Consider the following 20,681-nt stretch of genomic DNA (forward strand, 5'->3'; position numbering starts at 1 on the left):
CTGTGCTGAGCGCGGTCGAAGTAAGCGGGCATCTCCTTATATACTTGTAATTGCGTTACATCGCGCTTGATTATAATTACTAAATTGACTGTATGATTTCTAGTATTTTGAATAATTTATTGATGTTTATTTTGGGGCTCCTGGCGTTGAGCTTCCTCGTGACGATTCACGAACTGGGTCATTTTATTGTCGCCAAGTGGAACAAGGTCCGCGTTAATACTTTCTCTGTGGGCTTTGGCAAAAAGCTTTTCCGATTCAAGAAAGGCGAGACGGAATATTGCATCTCGGCGATTCCCTTTGGCGGCTATGTTGCCATGGCGGGTGAAAATCCGGATAGCATTGAAGATGGTAAAGGTCCTTCGCAAGATGATTTTCTGGGAAAGTCTGTTGGCGCTCGCGCAGCGATTGCGTTTGCGGGTCCATTTGTGAATATCGCATTTGCATTTATTCTTTTGATTTTCCTTTACATGGTCGGCGTCCAGGAACCGGATAACAAGAACCTTATCATCGGTTTTGTGGCGAAAAATTCTTCTGCCGAAATTGCAGGCATCCAGCCGGGCGATACGATTACCGCTATCAATGGCAAGGAAACGCAAGGTTGGGACGATTTCCGCGAACAGATTGGCGTGAGCCTTGGTGCCGATGTGATGCTTGAAGTACATCGTGGCGGCGAACCGCTTGCCATTAAGGTCGTTCCGCAAGAACTCGTGATTCCGGCTGCAGATTCCACATCCGACCCGATTAAAATGGGCATTGGCGATATCGGCATTTATCCGCGCAACCGCGTGATAGTCCGTTTGCCACCTAAAGAAGGTTCTGCAGCGCAAAAAGCGGGAATCATGCGTGGTGACACGATTTTTGAAATCAATGGTGAACATATTTCGCGTTACGAAGAAGTTGTTCGTTTGATTGATGGTTCCAAAGGTGCCGAAGTCAACGTGACGCTTTTGCGCGATGGCAAGAAAGTTGACGTGAAGATGACGCCCGCTTACAATGAAGAATTCAAACGCTACATTGTAGGTATCCAGATGGGCTATGTGATGTTTAGTGAAACGCATCTTGTGCGTCGTGGTCCGATTGAAGCTTTTGAAAAGACTTGCGCTACGAGCTGGAAAATGACGACGAGCATCTTCCGCTATTTCAAGCGTTTGTTCCAAGGCCAGGTCAAGGTTGACGCATTCTCCGGTCCGGTCTCAATTGTCGCCGTGATGGGCAACGTGTGGATGAGCGGTTTCCAGGACTTCCTCATGCTTCTTGCGCTTATCAGCATTAACCTCGGCGTGATGAACTTGCTCCCGCTTGCCATTACCGATGGCGGTCTCCTCTTGTTCCTCGGCATAGAAAAAGTGCGCGGCAAGCCTCTGAGCCTCAAGACACAATCCGTAATCCAGAACGTCGCGGCGGCTTTCTTCATCAGCTTCTTTGTGTTCATCACGATTCTTGATTTCGGGAAAATCTCGCTCTTCTTGAAATAAAAATTGGCGGCCATTGAGCCGCCTTTACTGTCTTCCCCTAACGGGGAATTTCCATTTATCTCGCCTGCATGTACGCGTACGCGAAATTCATCGGCGGCGTACTGATGCAAATGTATTCAAAAATCTCGGGTCCCATATTGCGCAACCCGTGAATTTCCTTTTCTGCAAAGCGCACGACGTCGCCTGCTTCAAACGGAACTTCCTTATCGTCGGCGAGTAACAGGACTCCACGGCCCTGAACCGCGACCCATACCTGTTCCGACGTATAATGCTTATGGCGCGGCTGTTCTGCACCCGGCATCACAGAAACTTTCGTGACCGAAACCTTTTCTGATCTGCTGTTCTCGGGCGTGAGCAACTGTGCAGACTCCACTCCGGGGTTGCACAAAACCGTTATGTCGTACTTTTTAATCAGTTCCATTTCGTTTGCAAAGATAGCTCTTTTTTGAATCTTTGTGGCGCGCTACCCGTTTATCAGGTACCACAAAAATATTCTCCAGCCATTGATGGTCTTGGTACGCTCTTCTTCGCTTGCTCCGTTTTGAATGAACCCGAAATCGTTTCCAACGGCTTGGTGCAACAGGGCTACAAGTACATCAACGACAACTTGGGGCGTGTAATGCCTTGAAGGCTGTGTTGCGCCTGGGTAGTTGTTTTGTAACGTGATGCTTTTTATAGCGAGTTCCCTGCGGTCATCCATTTGACAGATTATTGCAGGGAGTGCGTGTCTACCTAGTTTCTCTAATTGTGTGTAGGCGTCTTCTGCTTTTGAGGCTACTAGCATATCTTCAATAAGCGCTTTTACGGAATCAGCGTGTTGTGTAATCGGGCAAGCTTCCGCGTAGAGCTTGTTTTCAATGATGTCTTTTTGCTTTGCAATTTCGTTGAGGACTCTTGTCTTGTTTTCGTCATTTTCTAGTAAAATGGATTTAGAGGTGCTTCGTGCGAAGGCAAACTGTGCCGGATTCGTGTAGCTAATGTTTATCGGAGCAATGATTTTCTGACCATTGAATAAAACGAGGTTTGAATCGTTACAACGATTAGTTTTTTCATCTTTGCTACAGATTGTTTTTCGGATGATGATTTCTTTTGCTTGAAGGCCTCCCTTAAAAACAGAATCTACGGTAAATTTGAATTCATAGAATGCTGTTTTGGAATTTCTGATTTCGTTGATTTTGTTTGTGTCAACGTTGAGTGTGCCGGATACAATATACTGGGAGCCTGCAATGTATCTCCAAAAATCATCTTTTAGAACAGACTTGTTGTGGTGACTTTTTGCTATTTTGTTTAAAACGCCTATTTTCTTTGAAACGCTTTTCCATGCCTCAATAGAATCATTGAATGTACTCGAAGAATAATTACTGGCAATACCGATATCGTAGCCATAAATGATGGCGATGAATAGGTTTTCGTCTTCTTCAAATGTAAATCCAGAGTCAAAAATAATTTTTGCAATTTTTACGGCCAACAATGTGTCGTTTTCGTCTTTGTTTTTCTTGGTGGCGGAGACTTGGATGAGCTTGGTTTGTGTAGTCTCTCCGTTGAAATTTGTGGTTTCGGTTTTGTTACGGTACATGGTTATACTTGAAATCGGGAGCTCTTGGCTTGCGACGCTAACAATCTTTTGCATGTCCTTAACATATATAAGCTTGTTTGAAACTGCAGAACTGCCTGCGAAGACTACTGCTAAAATTAAAATCGGCAGTGCGAATCCTGCATAAAGAATTGCCTTGTTGTTGGTAAAGTCGATACTACCTTCACTTTTGGCAGAGATGACGTAAGTCTTGGCAATCAAGTCGTGTAAGGACTGCAAGGATTTGTTGTTGGCTATGGCAAAGTAAACTTCAAGAATTGGAATTGAAAATAGGATTGTGCCGAGAATGAGACTTGGATAAAGGTCCGTAGAATCAGAAACCGGCAAGCCGTTTAGCAAAATGTAAAGGGCAAAAGGCAATGCTCTCAAAATTGCTTTCGCAACAGAAATGTAATTGGAATTTTTGTCTACAACGCGAATATTTAACAGCATCTTTCCGAGCGTCTGCCCGTTCATAAGCTTACTGTTGCAAATCCCGAAATAAAGTAGAATGGTCGCGACGCCGATTGCTTTCCCGTAACTCCCGAGTTGCAAAAGCGCATCTTCAAATGACCATCCGATCATATTGCCGAATACGCCGATGATTAAGGCATCTATCAAAAATGCGAAAAATCTTCTCTTTCGTGTGGCCAATTTTATGGCGGTTGTCTCATCCATTATTTTTCTCCTTCTCGTAAAAAATTAAGCTTGCATCCCGAGAACGGCACGGGCGATCTGGTCTGCGCAAGAGGTCGGCTTTCCGCCACAGGTGTTTCCGAGCAGCTTGGCTGCAATGTCTTCGGCTTTCATGCCTTCGCAAAGTTTTGCAATCGCCTTGAGGTTCCCGTTGCATCCTCCTGTAAAGCGGATGTTGCGGATGATGTCTCCGTCACGCGTGAACTGAATCGTCGTTGCGCATGTGCCTTTTGTCTTGAATGTCTCTTCCATAATAAACCCGTTGTTTGTTTTGTATGTCATGCCCGCCACTGAACGGGCATCTCCTTTACATTGTTATTCCGGCCTACCTGTCCTCGCTTGACGGGGACGAGCCGGAATCTCCTTGAAAGGACCTTTTTCCCGCGTTAAATATAGAATGTCTTGTCACTGAACGTGGCGACATGGCAATATTGAGTTTATTTTTATAGATTATAGCAACAAACTATATGGCAATGGTTTAGGTATGAATATTCTTGTTCTTTCGGGTAGCCCGCGCAAGGGCGGCAATACGGATTTGCTGGTAGAATCGTTTGTGAAGGGAGCTTCGCAAAAGCATCAAGTCGAAGTCGTTTCGGTTCACGATTACAAAGTCAATCCTTGTATTGGTTGCAATTCGTGCTTTGCCCGCGAAGACCACAAGTGCTGCCAGAAAGATGATATGCATATCGTCTACGATAAAATGGCGAATGCCGAAATGCTCGTGATTGCATCGCCGGTGTATTTCTATGGGTTGAGCGCCCAGCTGAAGACTGTCATTGACCGTTTCCACAATCCGGTTCGGGATACTTTTCACATCCACAAGATGGCGCTCCTCTTGGTGGGCGCGGCATCGCTCCCGGAACTGTTCAACGGCATCCTCACGCAGTACAAGCTTTGCCTCAACTTCTTCAAGCTGCAGGACATGGGCCAGGTGCTTGTGCGTGGCGCAAAAGATAAAGGCGATGTCAAGAACGGAGACTCTCTCCAGAAAGCTTTTGAGTTAGGACAAAATCTTTAATTGTTTCGGAAAATACGAATATACGCCTCTCCCTAAAAATGTTAATTTAGGGAGGGGTGTTGTATGATTGTATTTACGTCAATTCATAAAATGCTGTGCAGAATAACATTGCCAATTCTGGTAATGTTTTTTTGGGGATGCAGCGATAGCGAAGGTATTTCAAAAAAAGAGGCCTCTTCCGAAGAAGAAGTTCCTGTAGAAGGCTTTGCTTATATTCACTCAAAAGGAAAGACAACTGTTCTTGGGACAATGTCGAAAACAGCGAAAGCCGATGAACAACCTGCCATGAAGGTTTATTTCGACTACGATTTCTGTGTCGGGGTCCACGAGGTGACTCAAGGCGAATTTGGCCAACTGATGAATCGTTCCTTCAAGAAGGATTCTTTTGATTATCCGCAAGCAAATGTGACATTTTATGATGCGGTCCTGTACGCGAATGCTTTGAGCAAAAAATATAAGATGGATACGGTTTATACCTATAGCAAAGCTCAATTTGCTGAAGATAAGTCGTGCGAAAATCTCGTTGGTTTGAAGACGAATTATGATGTTTGGGGCTTTCGCTTGCCGACCGAGGCCGAATGGATGTTTGTCGCCAATACTCGTTCTGACGACATTAGTGGAAAACTCAAGGAATGGGTGAACGACTGGAAGGGCTTTTTTGCCGATACGACTATTGAAAACTTTGTTGGCGCAGCGAATGCCAACGGAATGGACGAAAAAATCCTCAAGGGAAGCTCGTTTGTAAAGGAAAATGTCCCACTATATGCTCGCGGAGATTTCTATACGGTGACGCCCCTTTCGAAGGCGGAATATGTTGGCTTTCGTCTGGTTTGGGGAAAGATTGAAAATGCGGTTTGGTTCAATCCTTCGAGTGGTGCGGTAACGTCGGTTGTTACTCCGTTAGCCTTGGCGGAAAATATTCGCAATCTGTTCGGAACCTATCAGGCTAAGCTTGTTTTCCGAAATGACGAAACCGGTAATATTGCCTACATTAATTACGCGAATGCGGCAAATTCCGTTGTGGAGATACAGGACGATATTGATTCGTACCATCCCGATGTTTCTCCCGATGGCAAGTATGTTGCGTTCTGTACGGGGCTTGAAGGTGTCGCGGGCGAGTCGTCGGTGTATGTTCGCAAATTAGAAGAGTCTGGCTCGGGGCTTGTCAAGTTGAATGTTGAGGGGGCGGCAATTCCGCGATGGCGAATCTTGGATAATGGCGATACCGTGATTGTTTTTGTTACAAATCCGGGAACGAATAAGTCTGAATCGACTTGGAACGAATATAGTACATGGTATGTTCCATTTAAAGATGGAAAATTTGGAACGCCGAAAAAAGTGCTCCAGGGAAGTTTTCATGGCGGACTTTCCTTTGAAAAAGGTTTTGCCGTGACAGGGGCGTCCTTGTTGCGTGCAACACGGTTTACGGATAAATCGCAAAATAATGAGTTGTGGTATAATGGAGAGCAGGCCTGTAATGTTTCGCTTTCAAGGGATGGCCGTGATAGAACGATGTTCCTTGACTTTGCGGGAAAAACGGGTGCTGCGTTTGTGGGTAAGAAATATTCCGTACATGAAATGTTGCTGATTGCGGACAGTACAGGGAAGCTGGTGCAGTCGATAGAGTCGCCGAAGGGCTATACGTTTGATCATGCGGAATGGGTGGCCGATAAAAATTTCGCGGTTGCTACGCTTGCCAATGCAAACGGTGTACACCAGAAAATTGCACTGGTGGATGTTGCCTCTAATAAGGTTATGGAACTTGCGGAAGGCTCTGAACTCTGGCACCCCTGCCTGTGGGTAAAGCAGAAGAAAATTGTAACGCAAGAAAGTTCTTCTTCGAGTAAAACCGTTGAATCTTCGACGTCGGCTGAAATTTTGTTTGTTCTAGATCCTGATAGCGCTGGAATGTACCTGAATTCCAAATACGGGGCTGTGGGCAACGGCCTGATGCGTAACAATATGGAACTCCTGTGGAATTTCCACGACCAGGCGAATGTCATTGTGCTTGGATCTTCTAGGCCCCTAGATGGCATTGTTCCTAAGCAGTTTAATGAAAAATTCTTTGTCCTGAATTTGGCGCAGACGCCGAGCGGTATTTATGAGTCTAAGTTCTACCTAGACCATTATGTTTACCCGCATGTCAAGAATTTGCGCTATATTATTTTGTCGCTGGATTATGATTTGTGGCGCTATGGGCCGGAATCGGACCATAATTTCTTCTATTCGAACTACAAGAGTTTCCCGGGCTATATCTATGACAAAAATCATGGATACTGGGCGTCAGGGATTCCAGAAGGGCTTGCTGAACTGACCGAAGACGGGTATAGCGACCAGAATGGGGTGGCCTTGAGGGAAAACATGGGCTATTGGTCGGTAGGAAGTTGCAATGGATGGGGAACTAGTGTTTGTGGCTGGGATTCGACTTCGCTTACTCCGCGTGGTATTAAAATGGCGATGGATACTCTTGTTAATCTCATTGAAACGGCGGATAAGCGGGATATATACGTCATAGGGATAGTTTTCCCTGTGAGTCCGAATTATAAGAAAACAGGTCGTTTCGCCTGTTATGGCACGCGCCGAAGTGTAGCCGATTCTTTGACGAAGGTCTTGACCGCCATGCATGAGAAATACCCTCATTTTATTGTGATGGACGAAAACAAGATGGGTGATCATGATTATCCAGATAGTATGGCAGATGATCAGCAGCACCTTTGCCCTGTTGGTGCAACACAGATGACGCACCGTGTTGATTCGCTCTTAATGACGCTCGATTAGGAGTCGTCTCTTTATTACGCTTCTAGTTTTGCAATCGCCTTGAGGTTGCCGTTGCATCCGCCCGTAAAGCGGATGTTCCTAATTTTGTCTCCATCGCGCGTAAACTGGATCATCGTCGCGCATGTGCCTTTTGTCTGGAATGTTTCTTCCATAATAAACTCGTTGTTTGTTTTGTATGTCATGCCCGCCACTGAACGGGCATCTCCTTTACATTGTCATTCCGGCCTTCGAACCGGAATCTCCTTGAAAGGAATTGCTTTTTTACATTAAATATAGAATGTCTTACCGCGTGGCATGGCTCTTTAACAATTTTGAGTTTGTTTTTATAGATTATAGCAACAAACTATATGGCAATGGTTTAGGTATGAAAATTCTTGTTTTTTCGGGTAGCCCGCGCAAGGGCGGCAATACGGATTTACTGGTGGAATCGTTTGTGATGGGTACTTCGCAAAAGCATCAAGTTGAAGTTGTTTCCGTTCACGATTACAAAGTCAATCCTTGCATCGGTTGCAATTCGTGCTTTGCCTTAACTTCTCAGAAAGCTTTTGAGTTAGGACAAAGTCTTTAATAATAATTGAGGAGGGAAAAATGAAACGCTTTCGTGATTTTATCGGCTACTTGTTGGGCGGGATTCTCTTTGTGATGCTCATCCCGACAATTATGTGGCTTGCGTCCGGAATGCCCGCGCTTTGGCCGGTTGATACTTGGCGCTGCGTTGTGGCGCCTGTCGTGATGCTTGTGGGCCTTGTGCTGAGCGTTTGGACAATCGTCTATATGCGCAGTCGTGGCAAAGGGAATCCGATGGATGCTTTCGGCCACGAAGTGGCCCCGCGTACGCAACACCTGATGGTTGATGGCCCGTACAAAATCAATCGCAATCCGATGCTTACTGGAACTCTTATTTATCTCGTGGGTGCCGCTGTATGGCTATGGACTTGGCAATCTTGCGCTGTATTCGTCGCCTTCTTTGCCATCATGATGGTGCAGGTGCTAAGCGAAGAAAAACGTCTTCGCCGTGACTTCGGCAAGGAATATGAAGAGTATTGCAAACACTCAAGAAGGTTCTGATAAATCACAAGTCCAGTAGATTTTTCAATTTCGGAAATTCGTCTGAAGAAACTCGTGTAAATCTTTTTCGCATATATAGAATTACATACCATCCGTTTGCATCGTTTTCTTTTGTCAGAACCTTTATATTCTCGGCTTTCACTTTAATCTTATTTCTGCAAACATAAACGAATTCAAAAGAATCGCTATAGACATTGATTCTTATTGGACAAATGTTTAAAAGCCAAAATATAATTAGACCTGTAAAAGAAAATAAAAGACTCAGTGCTAGTATTGCGGTAGATAATTCAGCGGTTCTAAAGATTACGTCCACAAGCTTGTGATGAACATTGGGCTTGCGTCAGTTGCCTTCTTGAATCCGCAGTATTCGTAAAAGTCTATTTCCTTGTCGTATGCCACGACGACAATACGCAAGTAATCCTTGTACACGTCCTTGACCTTTTCGACAAGAGCCTTGCCGATGCCTTTTCCTTGGTATTCCGGGCGTACAAGCAAATAATGAACATACGCATTCATGATGCCGTCGTCCATTGCGCAAATCATACCGACAAGCTTGTCGCCGTCCCAAGCCGAAACGACCGTCTTGAAATTCTTCATTGCGATAACGAGCTTGTCTGGGAAATGTCCCGAGGACCATTCCACCGAAAGAAACAAATCTTTTAAATCTTGCTCCGAAAAATCATGAATTGTTTTATATGAGATAGCCATAATTGCATTTAAATATAACATGTTGACGGGACTGTTGGACCTTTCAAAATTTGTAATTAAGGTTGTAGAAGAAAAGAAAATTTTCTATTTGGTCTGGACTTGCATCTAGTTTGTTGGCTAAATCGGATAATAAGCTAATATACTTGAAATAATTTTGTTTGTCTTGTTTCCAACTGTATTCTTCAAATTCACAAAATTGTTTCTTGTTTAATGAATCAACAATTTTAAGATCAAAAATTTGACATTTCTGGTTGCAAAACGAAATGTTGAAGAAGTATAATAGCTTAGACCAAGTAGATGGCCCTAAGCCTTTTATGTTGTCTAATTCATTTAATAAAGAGTTGGCTTCGTTAAGAGATAAATTTTTATTTTCCGCTTTAGAGAGAATTTTCTGCAATAGTATAAAGTGTTCTAGGGACTTTTGGATATTGTTGTTTCGGCCACCAGTTGGATAGCCCCACATGAGAGTCTTGATGATTTTGAAATCCGCATTTGATTCGTCTAAAATATCTTTTCGCGATATTTCAATGTCATCTTTTTTAAAAACGATTTGTTCAATTTTTGTTTTTCCCTTATAAGAAATTCTTGCCCAAGATTTCTTTTTTATGTGTGCTGATTGGTTCTTGACAGGTAGGGACTGGATTAGTTGTTTGTAATTCTGGATGCTTGTTTTGCTCATGTTACAGATATATACCAATTTAGTGAAAATATGTCAAGCAACCGACTACTATAGCGTCGGCCACAACCCAGCAAGGCGAATGCCGCGGTCATACTTGCATGACCATGGCTGAACCGTAAGGTTGGCGCTTGCGCCAGGATGGGGAGGGGGTTGGTGCCCCTCCCGCATATTATTTGCGATTAAATGTAATGTATGCCAAGTCGCCAAAGACTCAATTTTTCTACATTTTCCCCCGTACAAAGATAAGGACTCGCTTATGAATATTCTCGTTGTTGGTAGCGGTGGTCGTGAACATGCGATTGCCCTCGCTGTGAAGAAGTCGCCGATGTGCGACACTCTCGTGTGCGCTCCGGGCAACCCGGGCATGGCAAACCTCGGCAAGTGCGTGCCGGTCGATGTGGCCGACCCGAAGGCAATCGCTGACCTCGCCGTTGCAGAAAAAATTGACCTCGCGATTATCGGCCCCGAAATTCCGCTCGTCGCTGGCGTGGTGGATGAATTCCGCGCTCGCGGTCTCCGCGCTTTCGGCCCGACTGCGGCTGCTGCCGCGCTCGAAGGCTCCAAGGCCTTCAGCAAGGATATCATGAAGAAGTACGGCGTGCCAACGGCCGCCTTCGAGACCTTCACCGATCTCGCCTCTGCCAAGAAGTTCCTCGCCGAACACCCAGCTCCGATCGTGGTGAAGGCGTCGGGCCTTGCCGCAGGCAAGGGCGCTATCGTCTGCATGACCGACAAGGAAGCGAACGACGCAGTCGAAGAAATGCTCGGCGACAAGGCTGTGTTTGGCGAATCCGGCAAGACGGTCGTGATTGAAGAATTCATGGACGGCGAAGAAGCTTCCATCTTCGTGGTTTGCGATGGCAAGGATTACGTGATTCTCTCCTCTGCCCAGGACCACAAGCGCGTCTTTGACGACGACAAGGGCCCGAACACTGGTGGAATGGGCGCTTATAGCCCGGCTCCGGTTGTGACGGACGCTCTCCTCGACGAAGTCAAGAAGACTATTATTGAACCGACCCTCAAGGGCATGGCCGCCGAAGGCAAGCCCTACACGGGCGTGCTCTACGTGGGCATCATGGTCACGAGCAAGGGCCCGAAGGTCGTGGAATACAACTGCCGCCTCGGTGACCCCGAATGCCAGATTGTGCTCCCGCTCTATGACGGCGACGTGCTCGCCTTGTTCGACGCTGCCGAAAAGGGTGAACTCGCTAAGCTCGGTGCCCCGAAGGCTCCGAAGGGCAGCTCCGCTATCGTCGTGCTTGCCAGCGCCGGTTATCCGGGCTCCTACGAAAAGGGCAAGGTTGTCACAGGTATCGAAGAAGCCGAAAAGAACGGCGCCCAGGTGCTCCATGCCGGTACCAAGATGGTCGATGGCAAGCTTGTGACCAACGGTGGCCGCGTGTTCGGCGTGGTCGGTCACGGTGCAACGCTCCAGGAAGCCTTGAACATCGCTTACGCCGCCTGCGAAAAGGTTCAGTTCGAAGGCAAGTTCTACCGCAAGGATATCGGCAAGAAGGGCCTCGCTCGACTCGCCAAGATGGGTAAATAAAAAAAGGAATTGAAAATGCAGATTAATGAAGTTCCGAATGCAAAGGTCGGTATCGTTGCGGGTAGCAAGTCCGACCAGGAAACTGTAGATAAGATCACCGCCGTGCTCGACCAGTTCGGCATCACGTGGGAATACAACATCCTCTCTGCTCACCGCACCCCGAATGCAACCGCGAAGTATGCTCGCGAAGCCGCCGGGCGAGGCCTCCAGGTCCTCATCGGTGTCGCTGGCCTCGCTGCAGCCCTCCCGGGCGTGCTCGCAGGGCACACGATTCTTCCCGTTATCGGCTTGCCCTGCGCCGGCGGCCCGCTCAACGGCGTCGATGCTCTGCACTCCATCGTGCAGATGCCCCCGGGAATCCCGGTGGCCACAGTCGGCATCGGCAACGGCAAGAATGCCGGTTTCCTCGCCGTCCACATCGTCGCCCTCTCTGACGCAAGCGTCAAGGAAAAGCTCATCGCTTACCGCAAGGGCCTCGGTGACATCGAAGGCTAAGCCATTTATTCCTATCTAGAATAAAAAACAGAGCGCCTGTGCGGTTTCCGCGGGCGTTCTTTTATATATTGTCCTTATCTTAAATTTTATCCATTTAAAGAGTATTGGGGCTTATGTTTTATCGTGCTTTGAAAAGTGTTTTGTTGTTTGCGCTTACTTTGTCAATTTCGTCCATGGCGGCGGATTCTCTGGCTTCGTCCTCGTCCGCGCAGTCCCAAAGCGCGGCGACTTTCGAATCGCAGTCCTCAAGTGCGGCGCAGTCTCGTGTTGCAGAAGCTTTAGCTAATCCACAGTCCTCGGCGACTCTTGAAACGCCGTCCCAAAGCATTCCGTCGTCCTCAAGTGCCGGAACTCCTGCAAAGCCGCTCTCCAAGTGGCAAACTCTTCCCGAAGTCAACGCTCCGTGGATGAAGGGCGAACGCCTCGAATATGAACTCAGTTGGGGCTTCATTACGGCTGGCTATGCCACGCTCGAAGTCATACCTCGTAAAGATGGCAAGGTGGAGTTCCAGACTTATGCAACTGCCAACAAGACCGTCAATAAGTTTTACCCTGTTCACGATACCGTCTATACGCTTGTCCACAAAAAGGGCCTCATGACGGATGTCTTCCGCAAGTCCCTCCACGAAGGCACGTTCCACAACAAGTCGCTTATCCGTTTCAATCGCGATGGCAAAAAGGCAGTCCTTTCCGATACGGTCTTCAAGGATCCGGTCAAGCATTATGTCAAGCGTTCGGCCGATACGTCCGTGACCATTGATGGCCTTGAACATAGCATCATGTCGGCATTCTACCTTGTGCGTACCCTTCCGCTTAAGGAAGGCGTTACCTCCCGTTTTTCGGCGGTGAGTGGCAAAAAACGCTATGAACTCAAGGTGGTTGCTCACAAACGCGAAACGATTAAGACGGATCTTGGTACGTTCAAGACTGTTAAAGTGGAACCTGTTCTTGATGGAGATGGCATTTTTAATTCGAGCGGTCGCATTTTCATCTGGTTTACGGATGACGAAAAGCGACTTCCTGTGCTTATGGAATGCGAAATCAAGCTGGGTTCCATCAAAGCCGAGCTGAAAAAGGTCAAATAGCCATACTGTAAACTTACAAAATTGTAAAATCAAACGAAAAAACAACTTTTACATGAAGTTTTTGTAAAAATCTTGGATAAAAAGTTATATTCCAAGCGTGGTTATTTATCCGAGGCGTTTTTAATGCTCAAAAAATTGTTGTTGCTGTTGTGTCTGGCGAGTTTGGTTGCATGGGCTGCCCCTGCAAAAGCGCGTAAAGCGAAGTCTAAAAAAGCTGCTCCTGTAGCAGAACAAACGGTTGAAGCTCCTGCTGCATCGGCTGAGTCTGATGATGGTTTCATGTCCGTTTCTGAATCCGCTGCTCCTGCCAAGGCAGCCGCTGATGATGACGAAGAAGAGGAAAATGTCGAAGCTTCCATGGCTGGCATGACTGCTGCCCAGAGAAATGACTACCTCACCCGTAAAAAATTTGAAGAAGAACAGCGCTTGGACGAATATGCAAACTCCGAACGCCGTCGTGACTGGCTCAAGGACCGTCTGGTTTTTGAAATGGGCCTCGGTTCCCGTATGCCGGTTATGGGCGAAACGGGTGTCGGTTTCGGTATCGGTGCTGAATATATTACGCGCTGGCATGTCGGTCTCTTTGCTTCGTACGGCTTCTTGCCGAAGGTCAAGGACAACGAATTTGACTACATGAAGCTTGAAGGCGGTACTGGCTATAAGGTCGGTATCAACTACTACTTCTTCCCGAAGATTCCTATTCACTTAGGATTGTCCGCTTCTTACGGTACGGTTTATTATGACCATGACATGGAACCGGATGAAAATAACCTCCGTAGCTTGATTTCTGTAAAGGGCTACCAGTTTGACGTGCTTATTTCTTACCTTTCCAATGAATGGTACTACTTGCAGTTCTCCTTCGGTATGTACTATGCACCGGATCTTGGCAAGGCCCCGGAAAATAACCCGAGCTTCAAGAAGACGGTGGACTCCAGAACGGAAGCTGTCGACACCTACGCATCTCGCGTCGTGAACAAGCCTAACGGCATGGACAAGACTGGTATTGTGTTCGGTGTTACGATTGGTTATGCTTTGCCGGAATTCTTCCCGGACGATACCGAAAAGCGTCGCCGTCAGCGTGAAAAGGAACGCAGCAAAGCTGCCGCTGGCACAACCGCCTGGAACCGCTAATTTCAAGAGAAAAAGTTTAGCCCGCCTGTTCAATCGAACGGCGGGCTTTTTTGTGTTTAATACCCATGTCCGGAATCGAACCGGAATACCTTCCTTCGGAGGGAAGGACACTATCCATTGTGATACACGGGCGTGAGCCTTTAAGGCGGGTATAATATAGTAAAAAGGCCTTTTCCTAGTCTATCAGTTTCACCACAAGTTCGTGCGGTTCGGCGTCTACGACGAGTGCGTTGTGGAATTCGCCCACGTCACCATCGCCTTCGATGACCTTCACGATATCATCGTTTTCCATCGAGTTGCCTTCCGTGCGACCGTAGAAGTGGTATTCGCTTTCCTCGGCAACCTGGTCAATGATAATCTTGACCGTCTTTCCGATCATGTTCTCGGCGTATTCGGCAGCGAGTTCTTCCTGATAATCCGTGACCGCTTCGAGCCTTGCGCGGGCATCGCTTTCGTCCACCGCGGGGAGGTCCATTTCCATCACCGGAGTACCTTCTTCGGGGCTGAATACAAAGCCGCCCAGGTGGTCAAATTGCACATCCTGCAAAAGTTCCATCAGCTCTTCAAAATCTTCGTGCGTTTCACCGGGGAAACCGACGAGCACCGTACTGCGGAGCGTCACGCCCGGGATGCGTTCGCGAATCTTGTGCAAAAGATCGACAAGTTCCTTTTTGCGGTAGTTGCGCTTCATGTTCTTGAGCATCTTGTCGCTTGCATGCTGGATCGGCATGTCCACGTACTTCACGAGGCGCGGTTCCTTAGCCATCAAGTCCAGAAGTTCGTCGTCTACGAACATTGGGTACCAATAAAGCATGCGGATCCACGGGATGTTCGTGTTGTCCAAAAGGGCTCGTAAAAGTTCAACAAGCGTGCCGCCTTTTTTGCCCTTTTCACGTCCAAAGTAAGTCGTGTCCTGTGCAATCAAAGTAATTTCCTTGACGCCCTGGGCTTCGAGGTCCTTTGCCTCTGCAACGATATCTTCAATGGAACGGGAGTCCTGCTTTCCGCGGATGAGCGGGATGGCACAGTAGGCGCAACGGCGGTTACAGCCTTCCGCAATTTTCAGGTAGGCGTGGTGGCTAAATCCTCCCAAGTTCATGCGGGGGAGGTTTTCGGCGTCACAGCTCTGTGGAGCGACGATGCCCATCTTTTTCAAAAGTTCGCCCGGCTTGTACGTGCCGACCCAGTAGTCCACCTCGGGCAGTTCCTTCATCAGCTCTTCGCCGTAGCGACCGCTCAGGCATCCCGAAACAATCAGCTTCTGCTTTGCCTTCTTTGCTTTCGCCTGGGCGAGAATCGCGTTGATGGATTCTTCCTTGGCGGCTTCGATGAACCCGCATGTGTTCACGAGGATGTAGTCCGCCTTCCCGGCGGTATCGCAGGTCGCAAAACCTGCATGGAGCATTTCACCGACGAGGTTTTCGGCATCAACCTGGTTTTTAGCGCATCCGAGATGCACGACGAATACTTTTGGCTTTTTTGTAGGCATACCCCAAATATAGAATTTGGGGCAAGGGTTTACCATGTCGGCCTGTTTGTGTGCCGATTCTTTTTTGATATCATCTTTTCCTTGTTAAATTGTTTATATTGTTGTAAAAAATACTGTAAGTGAATTTTATTCCTTACTTACGAGTTAAAAAAGGAGAATCTATGAATTTTAAGCTTTGGAGTTCCGCAGTCCTGCTGGTGGCTTCATTCGGACTCATCGCTTGCGATGAAAGCAATCCATCTTCTAGCAGTAACGCTACGCAAAATAATGGTTCAACGGGCAATCAAGGGACCTCTACTGGCGATAACCAGGGAACAAATCAGGGGACGAATCAGGGTGTTAATCCTAGCTCGGGTACGGCTTCTTGCAATGTCTCGACGACAAGCAATTCTGTAACGATTGAACAGATTATTCCGGGAACGGGTTCTTACACTTCGACCGTGACCGATAACGGCACCCGCTACAGGACCATCAAGTCGGTATACACTTATTCTGATGCCCAGGCCTTGTCCGAGGAATGTGAAAGGGAAAAGAAGCAGGCTTCCAGCTGGAATGACGGCTCTGTTCAGGTGACTTGCACGGGTGACAAGATTTATGTCGATGTAATAGACGAAGGTTCTTTGCGGGAACACGAAGCTGACTTTAGGGAAATGTGCGAAGATTTCCTGGTTTGGACAAATGGCTCTACGTCTAACAATACGTCAAATACGGGGAATAGCGCGTTTAAGTGCGAAGTGACTCGCTCGGACAACGCCATCACGATTAATCAGGTGTTCATGGGCGAAGCTTTTGAAGAAACGACGACCTGGGCTCCGGATGGCAGCTACGCCATCGGCGTGCGCAAGATAACGTATACCGATGCTGAGGAAGCTACTGAAGAATGTTCTGATGAAAAGTCCGAAGCGCGGTATTCAGATGACGCTTCCTACACGGTCGAATGCACGACCCATTCTGTCAAAGTCACGAAAAAAGTGAAGAACTACGACATTGATAGCTACGAAGCGTATTACAAAGCCTGGTGTGAAGACCAGAATAATCGCTTTCAGAGCGGTGACATGAGCCGCTACATTTAACAAATCGCCCTGTTTAGCAAAAAAGGCTCCGCAAATGCGGGGCCTTTAACAGTTCGTTGCTTTTGTAAAACTACATGTCTTCGCTTGCGCCAGGCTGGCCAATGCGGTCGTTCTTGCGGTTGTCCACCCAACCGGCATAACCCTGCGGAGCGAGGACTTCCTTGCCAAACTGCTGGGCGTTTGCGATCGTGGAGAAGTAACCCACACGTACGCGGTAGAACGTGCCTTCGAGTTCGCCCGGATTTTCAACTTCGGCAACGTATGCCTTGATACCCTGGTCGGAGAGCTTGCTCACGACATTGTTTGCGGCTCTTCTGGAGGCCTGGATGCTCACCTGGATGACGAACGGGCCGGAGGATTCCTGTTCGACGGCGGAGACCGGAGCGGCGGGAGCTTCTGCCGGAGCTGCCTTTTCTTCGCTAAGAGACTGGATAGGGACCAATGCCGGTTCTTCTTGGGCCGGTTCCGGAGCGGCTTCCTGTACAGGAGCCGGTTGTTCGGTAGCGGGCTTTACTTCGGCTGCTTTAGGTTCCGTTTTTTCTTCCTTGCTGCCGCAGGCAGAAAGGAGGACGATGGAGAGGGTTATTGCCCCAAGGATTGATGCCGATTGCAATTTCATGGTCGTACTCCGCTTAAAAAATCTTTCCAACATAAAATGGAATATTCTTACGAAAAATATACATAAGTCGTTGATACTTCGCAAGTTACGAAGATTTGTTTTTGTGAAAATTTATGAAATTTTACAAAAAATTACGCGAAAAAAGCAAGTTTTTACCTATATTTGGTGCTCAAATGTTTATTGGTTTTGGGCTTGGGATTCCGCTTGCTTCAAAGGTGTCTTTATTCGACGAAATTTTTTTTAGAGCTCCTACACAAGGTTGTTTAAGTTACATATATTTTGCATGTAATAAAAAACAATTTTTGTTATAGCAAAAAGAAAAGGTTTTCCTTATGGGCTTCAATATGCACGGGCTGGCATTTAAGCAGTCCATGATGACCCTAGTCGGTTTCAGCATCGTGTTTGCGACGCTGTTTGGGGTTCTCAGTTTTAAGGTGCAAAGCGAGCTTTCGACGGTGCTCACGGAAAAAGGCGAAGAAATCAGTCTTGCCAATGTCGCTATCATTGAAAATCTTTTTGAAAAAGGCAAAAAGCTCGGCGATGAATATGCCGAAGTGCTTGGTAAGGAGATGCTTTCGGGGAAGGATCTCGATGACTTCTTGACTCAGGCTGTCTTTGATGCCCGCCAGACGCTTCCGCAAGTGCTTGCCGTGGTTGTCGCTTACGAGCCGGGAATGGCTCCCAAGGCTAAATGGCATCAGGAGGTGATGCGCCTTGCCCAGTATTCGGGTAACGAAATCAAACTCATGAAGGGCAAGGACTACTTCGAAAAAACTTGGTACAAGAGCACCAAGAACTTGCAGAAGGGCCTTTGGCAGGAACCGTTCGTCGGAGACTTTATCAAGGAACCGATTGCGATTTACACCGCCCCTATTTACCAAAAGGATGCCTATGGGAACACCGTTTTTGCGGGTGTTCTTTGCGTTGATATGTCGATTGCGTTCCTCAAGGAAACCGTGGCGTCGATTCCTGTGTCGAACTCGGGCTACGTCGTTGTGCTGTCCGCGAACAATACCATTATCGCGCACCCCAAGAACGAGATTGTTTTCAAGGAAAGCTTGTCTGACCTTTCCGGTGGAATGGGCGCACAGACGGTTACGGAATTCGAAAAGACCGTGCAGAGCATGAGGAAGGGCCTCTTTATGGGGACTACTGCTGATGGCAAGGATGCGGTCATTTACTTCAAGGCGATGGAATCGAACGGCTGGACGTTTATGATTGTGTGGCCCGCGAGTGAATTCATGGAAAGCCAGCGCTCCCTGGAAAAAATGTTTGCGTGGATGTGCTTTGCCGGCTATGTCGTGATGCTGCTTTTGATATTTGTGATTTCGACCAGGGTGTCCCGTCCGCTCAAGGAACTTGCTGTGGCGGCGAACAAAATGGGGCAGGGCGACTTCGATGTGGAAATCCCGCACCTCTCTGGGCGCGACGAGATTGCGCAGTTTGCATGGGCTTTCTTGAACATGCGGACCTCGCTCAAGGAACACATGGAAAAGCAGAAGGACTTGGATCGCATTGAAAGCGAACTAGACTTTGCAAAGGATATCCAGATTGGGTTCCTGTCGATGGATGAAAAGGAAGAAGGCTCTGAAGATCCGTACCACGAACTGACTCCGTTCCTCTTACCGGCGAAGGAGGTTGGCGGTGACTTTTACGATTTCTTCAAGCTGGACGACGGACGTCTGTGCGTGGTCGTAGGTGATGTTTCGGGCAAGGGCGTGCCTGCCGCACTGTTCATGATGGTTTCGCGCATTGTACTGCGAACGATGGCGCAGAACTTGAAGTCTGTTGTTGAAACTTTTGAAAAGGCGAACTACGAGCTTGCCAAGCGCAACCGTGCGAACATGTTCGTGACGGTCTGGATGGGGATTGTCGATTTGAAGACCGGACATGTGGAATTTGCATCGGCCGGACATAACCCGCCGGTCATCCGCCACAAGGACGGCTCTGCCGAATTTGCGAAGAGCAAGGCCGGGGTTGTGATGGCGGCGATGGAAAACTCGCGCTACAAGATGCAGACGCTCGAACTAGCTCCGGGCGATACGCTGTTCCTCTATACCGATGGCGTGACCGAAGCGACTAACGAACACAATGAACTGTTCGGCAACGACAGACTGCTAGACGCGCTTACGCATGGGGGCGGAAAAGGCACCAAGGAAATGTGCCGCTTTGTCAAGCGCCAAATCGATGCGTTTACGAGAAAGGCGTCGCAGTTTGACGACATTACCATGCTTGCAATGGAATATAAAGGGGGTAATGGTATTTAACCGGAAAGCACTCGTGAAAGTGCTTGCAAAATGTTACCCTTGACAGAAACCAAATATTTAGGTATATTTGGCTATCAAAAAAATGAAATTTTAACCAAAGGATTATCGTGATCGGCGTTATTGTTAAGTCCAACGAACCTTTCGAACGCGCTCTCAAGCGTTTCACCAAGTCTTGCGAAAAGAATGGTATCATTTCCGACGTCAAGAAGCGTCAGCGTTTCGAAAAGCCCTCCGAAGAAAAGAAGCGTATTGAAACGGCTGCTCGTCGCAAGCGTCTCAAAGAGATTGCTGACCAGAACCGCAAGCGTCTCTACTAATTCGATTCCTTAATCGGACTTTTTAAGCTTTAATGAGTTGTCAGCTTGTGCTGATGACTCATTAGGTGTTTTATAGCAAATCTTCATCGCTTGGAGCGAAGCGTTATAATCGCTCGAGGTCAATATGAGTTGTGCATTGCTTACCCAGATTCTCGACGACATCAAGACCGCCATGAAGGCTCACGATGCCGAAACTCTCGGAACTCTTCGTACGCTCCATTCTGACATCAAGAACGAAGCTATGAAGTCTGGTGCCACTCCGGCACAGATTACCGAAAGCATTACCGATGCCATGTGCATCGACGTTCTCGCCAAGAGCGTGAAGCAGAAGCAGGAATCCATCGAAATCCTCAAGAAGGGCGGATTCCTGGACAAGATTCCGGCCGAAGAAGCTGTCATTGCCATCTACCGCAAGTACATGCCGGCCGAGATGACTGAAGACGAAGTCAAGGCCCTCATTGCTGAAATCAAGGCTGCAACGGGCGCCTCTTCTCCGAAGGACATGGGAAAGATCATGAAAGAACTTTCCCCGAAGGTCAAGGGCCGCTTCGATTCCAAGCGCGCCAGCGCCCTCGTGCAAGAAGCTTTGAAATAACACGAAGCGTCCAGTCCCGCTTTGTCATGCCCGCCTCCGAGCGGGCATCTCCATTTTATACAGTTC

The 20,681-nt window shown here is 47.7% G+C and carries 21 protein-coding genes and 1 tRNA gene; 13 read left to right on the top strand and 9 right to left on the bottom strand.

The window, feature by feature from the left end; genetic code table 11:
- Positions 1 to 92: 92 nt before the first annotated feature.
- A complete protein-coding gene (rseP, locus tag FSU_RS11215; RefSeq protein ID WP_014546522.1) occupies positions 93 to 1,475 on the top strand; it encodes an RIP metalloprotease RseP in 1,383 nt (460 codons plus the stop codon).
- A gap of 55 nt (positions 1,476 to 1,530) precedes the next feature.
- On the opposite strand, the gene FSU_RS11220 is transcribed toward rseP, so the two are convergent.
- From FSU_RS11220 to FSU_RS11230, 3 genes are read right to left on the bottom strand one after another with little or no spacing between them, the layout of a single operon-like run.
- Complete coding sequence (locus FSU_RS11220) at positions 1,531 to 1,896, bottom strand: cupin domain-containing protein (protein WP_014546523.1); 366 nt, start codon at positions 1,894 to 1,896, stop codon at positions 1,531 to 1,533.
- A gap of 42 nt (positions 1,897 to 1,938) precedes the next feature.
- Positions 1,939 to 3,726, bottom strand: coding sequence for an RDD family protein (locus tag FSU_RS15950; protein ID WP_015732140.1), 1,788 nt, complete (start codon positions 3,724 to 3,726; stop codon positions 1,939 to 1,941).
- Positions 3,727 to 3,750: 24 nt separating this feature from the next.
- Positions 3,751 to 3,996: a TIGR03905 family TSCPD domain-containing protein gene (locus FSU_RS11230; RefSeq protein WP_015732141.1), complete on the bottom strand. Its 246-nt coding sequence runs from the start codon at positions 3,994 to 3,996 to the stop codon at positions 3,751 to 3,753.
- A gap of 232 nt (positions 3,997 to 4,228) precedes the next feature.
- On the opposite strand from FSU_RS11230, the gene FSU_RS11235 reads away from it, so the two are divergent.
- Both FSU_RS11235 and FSU_RS11240 read left to right on the top strand, forming a co-directional pair.
- Positions 4,229 to 4,762 carry a flavodoxin family protein gene (locus FSU_RS11235; RefSeq protein ID WP_014546525.1) on the top strand — a complete coding sequence of 178 codons (534 nt, stop codon included), beginning with the start codon at positions 4,229 to 4,231 and terminating at the stop codon, positions 4,760 to 4,762.
- A gap of 123 nt (positions 4,763 to 4,885) precedes the next feature.
- Positions 4,886 to 7,540, top strand: coding sequence for a TIGR02171 family lipoprotein (locus FSU_RS11240; RefSeq protein ID WP_244263624.1), 2,655 nt, complete (start codon positions 4,886 to 4,888; stop codon positions 7,538 to 7,540).
- 14 nt (positions 7,541 to 7,554) lie between these two features.
- Here the strand turns inward: FSU_RS11240 and FSU_RS16125 are convergent, their stop codons facing one another.
- Entirely contained in the window at positions 7,555 to 7,722 is a 168-nt protein-coding gene (locus FSU_RS16125) for a TSCPD domain-containing protein (protein ID WP_014546527.1), read from the bottom strand.
- A gap of 182 nt (positions 7,723 to 7,904) precedes the next feature.
- Here FSU_RS16125 and FSU_RS16210 point away from each other — a divergent pair, with 182 nt between their 5' ends.
- Positions 7,905 to 8,108, top strand: a complete 204-nt coding sequence (locus tag FSU_RS16210; protein ID WP_014546528.1) for a flavodoxin family protein — start codon at positions 7,905 to 7,907, stop codon at positions 8,106 to 8,108.
- A 20-nt stretch (positions 8,109 to 8,128) separates the two neighbouring features.
- Entirely contained in the window at positions 8,129 to 8,608 is a 480-nt protein-coding gene (locus FSU_RS11250; protein ID WP_014546529.1) for a methyltransferase family protein, read from the top strand.
- Positions 8,609 to 8,911: 303 nt separating this feature from the next.
- Here the strand turns inward: FSU_RS11250 and FSU_RS11260 are convergent, their stop codons facing one another.
- A complete protein-coding gene (locus tag FSU_RS11260; protein WP_244263625.1) occupies positions 8,912 to 9,316 on the bottom strand; it encodes a GNAT family N-acetyltransferase in 405 nt (134 codons plus the stop codon).
- Positions 9,317 to 9,359: 43 nt separating this feature from the next.
- Positions 9,360 to 9,995, bottom strand: a complete 636-nt coding sequence (locus FSU_RS11265; protein ID WP_015732142.1) for an 8-oxoguanine DNA glycosylase OGG fold protein — start codon at positions 9,993 to 9,995, stop codon at positions 9,360 to 9,362.
- 256 nt (positions 9,996 to 10,251) lie between these two features.
- Between FSU_RS11265 and purD the strand changes: the two genes are divergently transcribed.
- The 4 genes from purD (at position 10,252) to FSU_RS11285 (ending at position 14,255) form a co-directional block, all read left to right on the top strand.
- Positions 10,252 to 11,544: a phosphoribosylamine--glycine ligase gene (gene purD, locus FSU_RS11270; RefSeq protein WP_014546532.1), complete on the top strand. Its 1,293-nt coding sequence runs from the start codon at positions 10,252 to 10,254 to the stop codon at positions 11,542 to 11,544.
- 15 nt (positions 11,545 to 11,559) lie between these two features.
- Positions 11,560 to 12,039, top strand: a complete 480-nt coding sequence (gene purE, locus FSU_RS11275) for a 5-(carboxyamino)imidazole ribonucleotide mutase (RefSeq protein WP_014546533.1) — start codon at positions 11,560 to 11,562, stop codon at positions 12,037 to 12,039.
- Positions 12,040 to 12,152: 113 nt separating this feature from the next.
- Positions 12,153 to 13,124, top strand: a complete 972-nt coding sequence (locus FSU_RS11280; RefSeq protein WP_155808772.1) for a DUF3108 domain-containing protein — start codon at positions 12,153 to 12,155, stop codon at positions 13,122 to 13,124.
- Positions 13,125 to 13,247: 123 nt separating this feature from the next.
- On the top strand, positions 13,248 to 14,255 hold the full coding sequence (locus FSU_RS11285; RefSeq protein WP_014546535.1) for a hypothetical protein: 1,008 nt from the start codon (positions 13,248 to 13,250) through the stop codon (positions 14,253 to 14,255).
- A 60-nt stretch (positions 14,256 to 14,315) separates the two neighbouring features.
- On the opposite strand, the gene FSU_RS11290 is transcribed toward FSU_RS11285, so the two are convergent.
- Positions 14,316 to 14,387: transfer RNA gene (locus FSU_RS11290), tRNA-Arg, on the bottom strand.
- A 43-nt stretch (positions 14,388 to 14,430) separates the two neighbouring features.
- Entirely contained in the window at positions 14,431 to 15,744 is a 1,314-nt protein-coding gene (gene rimO, locus FSU_RS11295; RefSeq protein WP_244263626.1) for a 30S ribosomal protein S12 methylthiotransferase RimO, read from the bottom strand.
- A gap of 161 nt (positions 15,745 to 15,905) precedes the next feature.
- On the opposite strand from rimO, the gene FSU_RS11300 reads away from it, so the two are divergent.
- A complete protein-coding gene (locus FSU_RS11300; RefSeq protein ID WP_015732144.1) occupies positions 15,906 to 16,817 on the top strand; it encodes a hypothetical protein in 912 nt (303 codons plus the stop codon).
- A 70-nt stretch (positions 16,818 to 16,887) separates the two neighbouring features.
- Here FSU_RS11300 and FSU_RS11305 read toward each other — a convergent pair whose 3' ends face one another.
- The gene (locus FSU_RS11305; protein ID WP_014546538.1) at positions 16,888 to 17,436 is read right to left on the bottom strand and encodes an SPOR domain-containing protein; all 549 of its coding nucleotides are present in this window, start codon (positions 17,434 to 17,436) and stop codon (positions 16,888 to 16,890) included.
- Positions 17,437 to 17,780: 344 nt separating this feature from the next.
- Here FSU_RS11305 and FSU_RS11310 point away from each other — a divergent pair, with 344 nt between their 5' ends.
- From FSU_RS11310 to FSU_RS11320, 3 genes are all read left to right on the top strand, one after another.
- On the top strand, positions 17,781 to 19,703 hold the full coding sequence (locus tag FSU_RS11310; protein WP_167530845.1) for a SpoIIE family protein phosphatase: 1,923 nt from the start codon (positions 17,781 to 17,783) through the stop codon (positions 19,701 to 19,703).
- 107 nt (positions 19,704 to 19,810) lie between these two features.
- Positions 19,811 to 20,020 carry a 30S ribosomal protein S21 gene (rpsU, locus tag FSU_RS11315; protein ID WP_014546541.1) on the top strand — a complete coding sequence of 70 codons (210 nt, stop codon included), beginning with the start codon at positions 19,811 to 19,813 and terminating at the stop codon, positions 20,018 to 20,020.
- 124 nt (positions 20,021 to 20,144) lie between these two features.
- The gene (locus tag FSU_RS11320; protein WP_014546542.1) at positions 20,145 to 20,615 is read left to right on the top strand and encodes a GatB/YqeY domain-containing protein; all 471 of its coding nucleotides are present in this window, start codon (positions 20,145 to 20,147) and stop codon (positions 20,613 to 20,615) included.
- Positions 20,616 to 20,681 lie beyond the last annotated feature (66 nt).

The sequence above is a fragment of the Fibrobacter succinogenes subsp. succinogenes S85 genome (assembly GCF_000146505.1).
GTDB lineage: Bacteria > Fibrobacterota > Fibrobacteria > Fibrobacterales > Fibrobacteraceae > Fibrobacter > Fibrobacter succinogenes.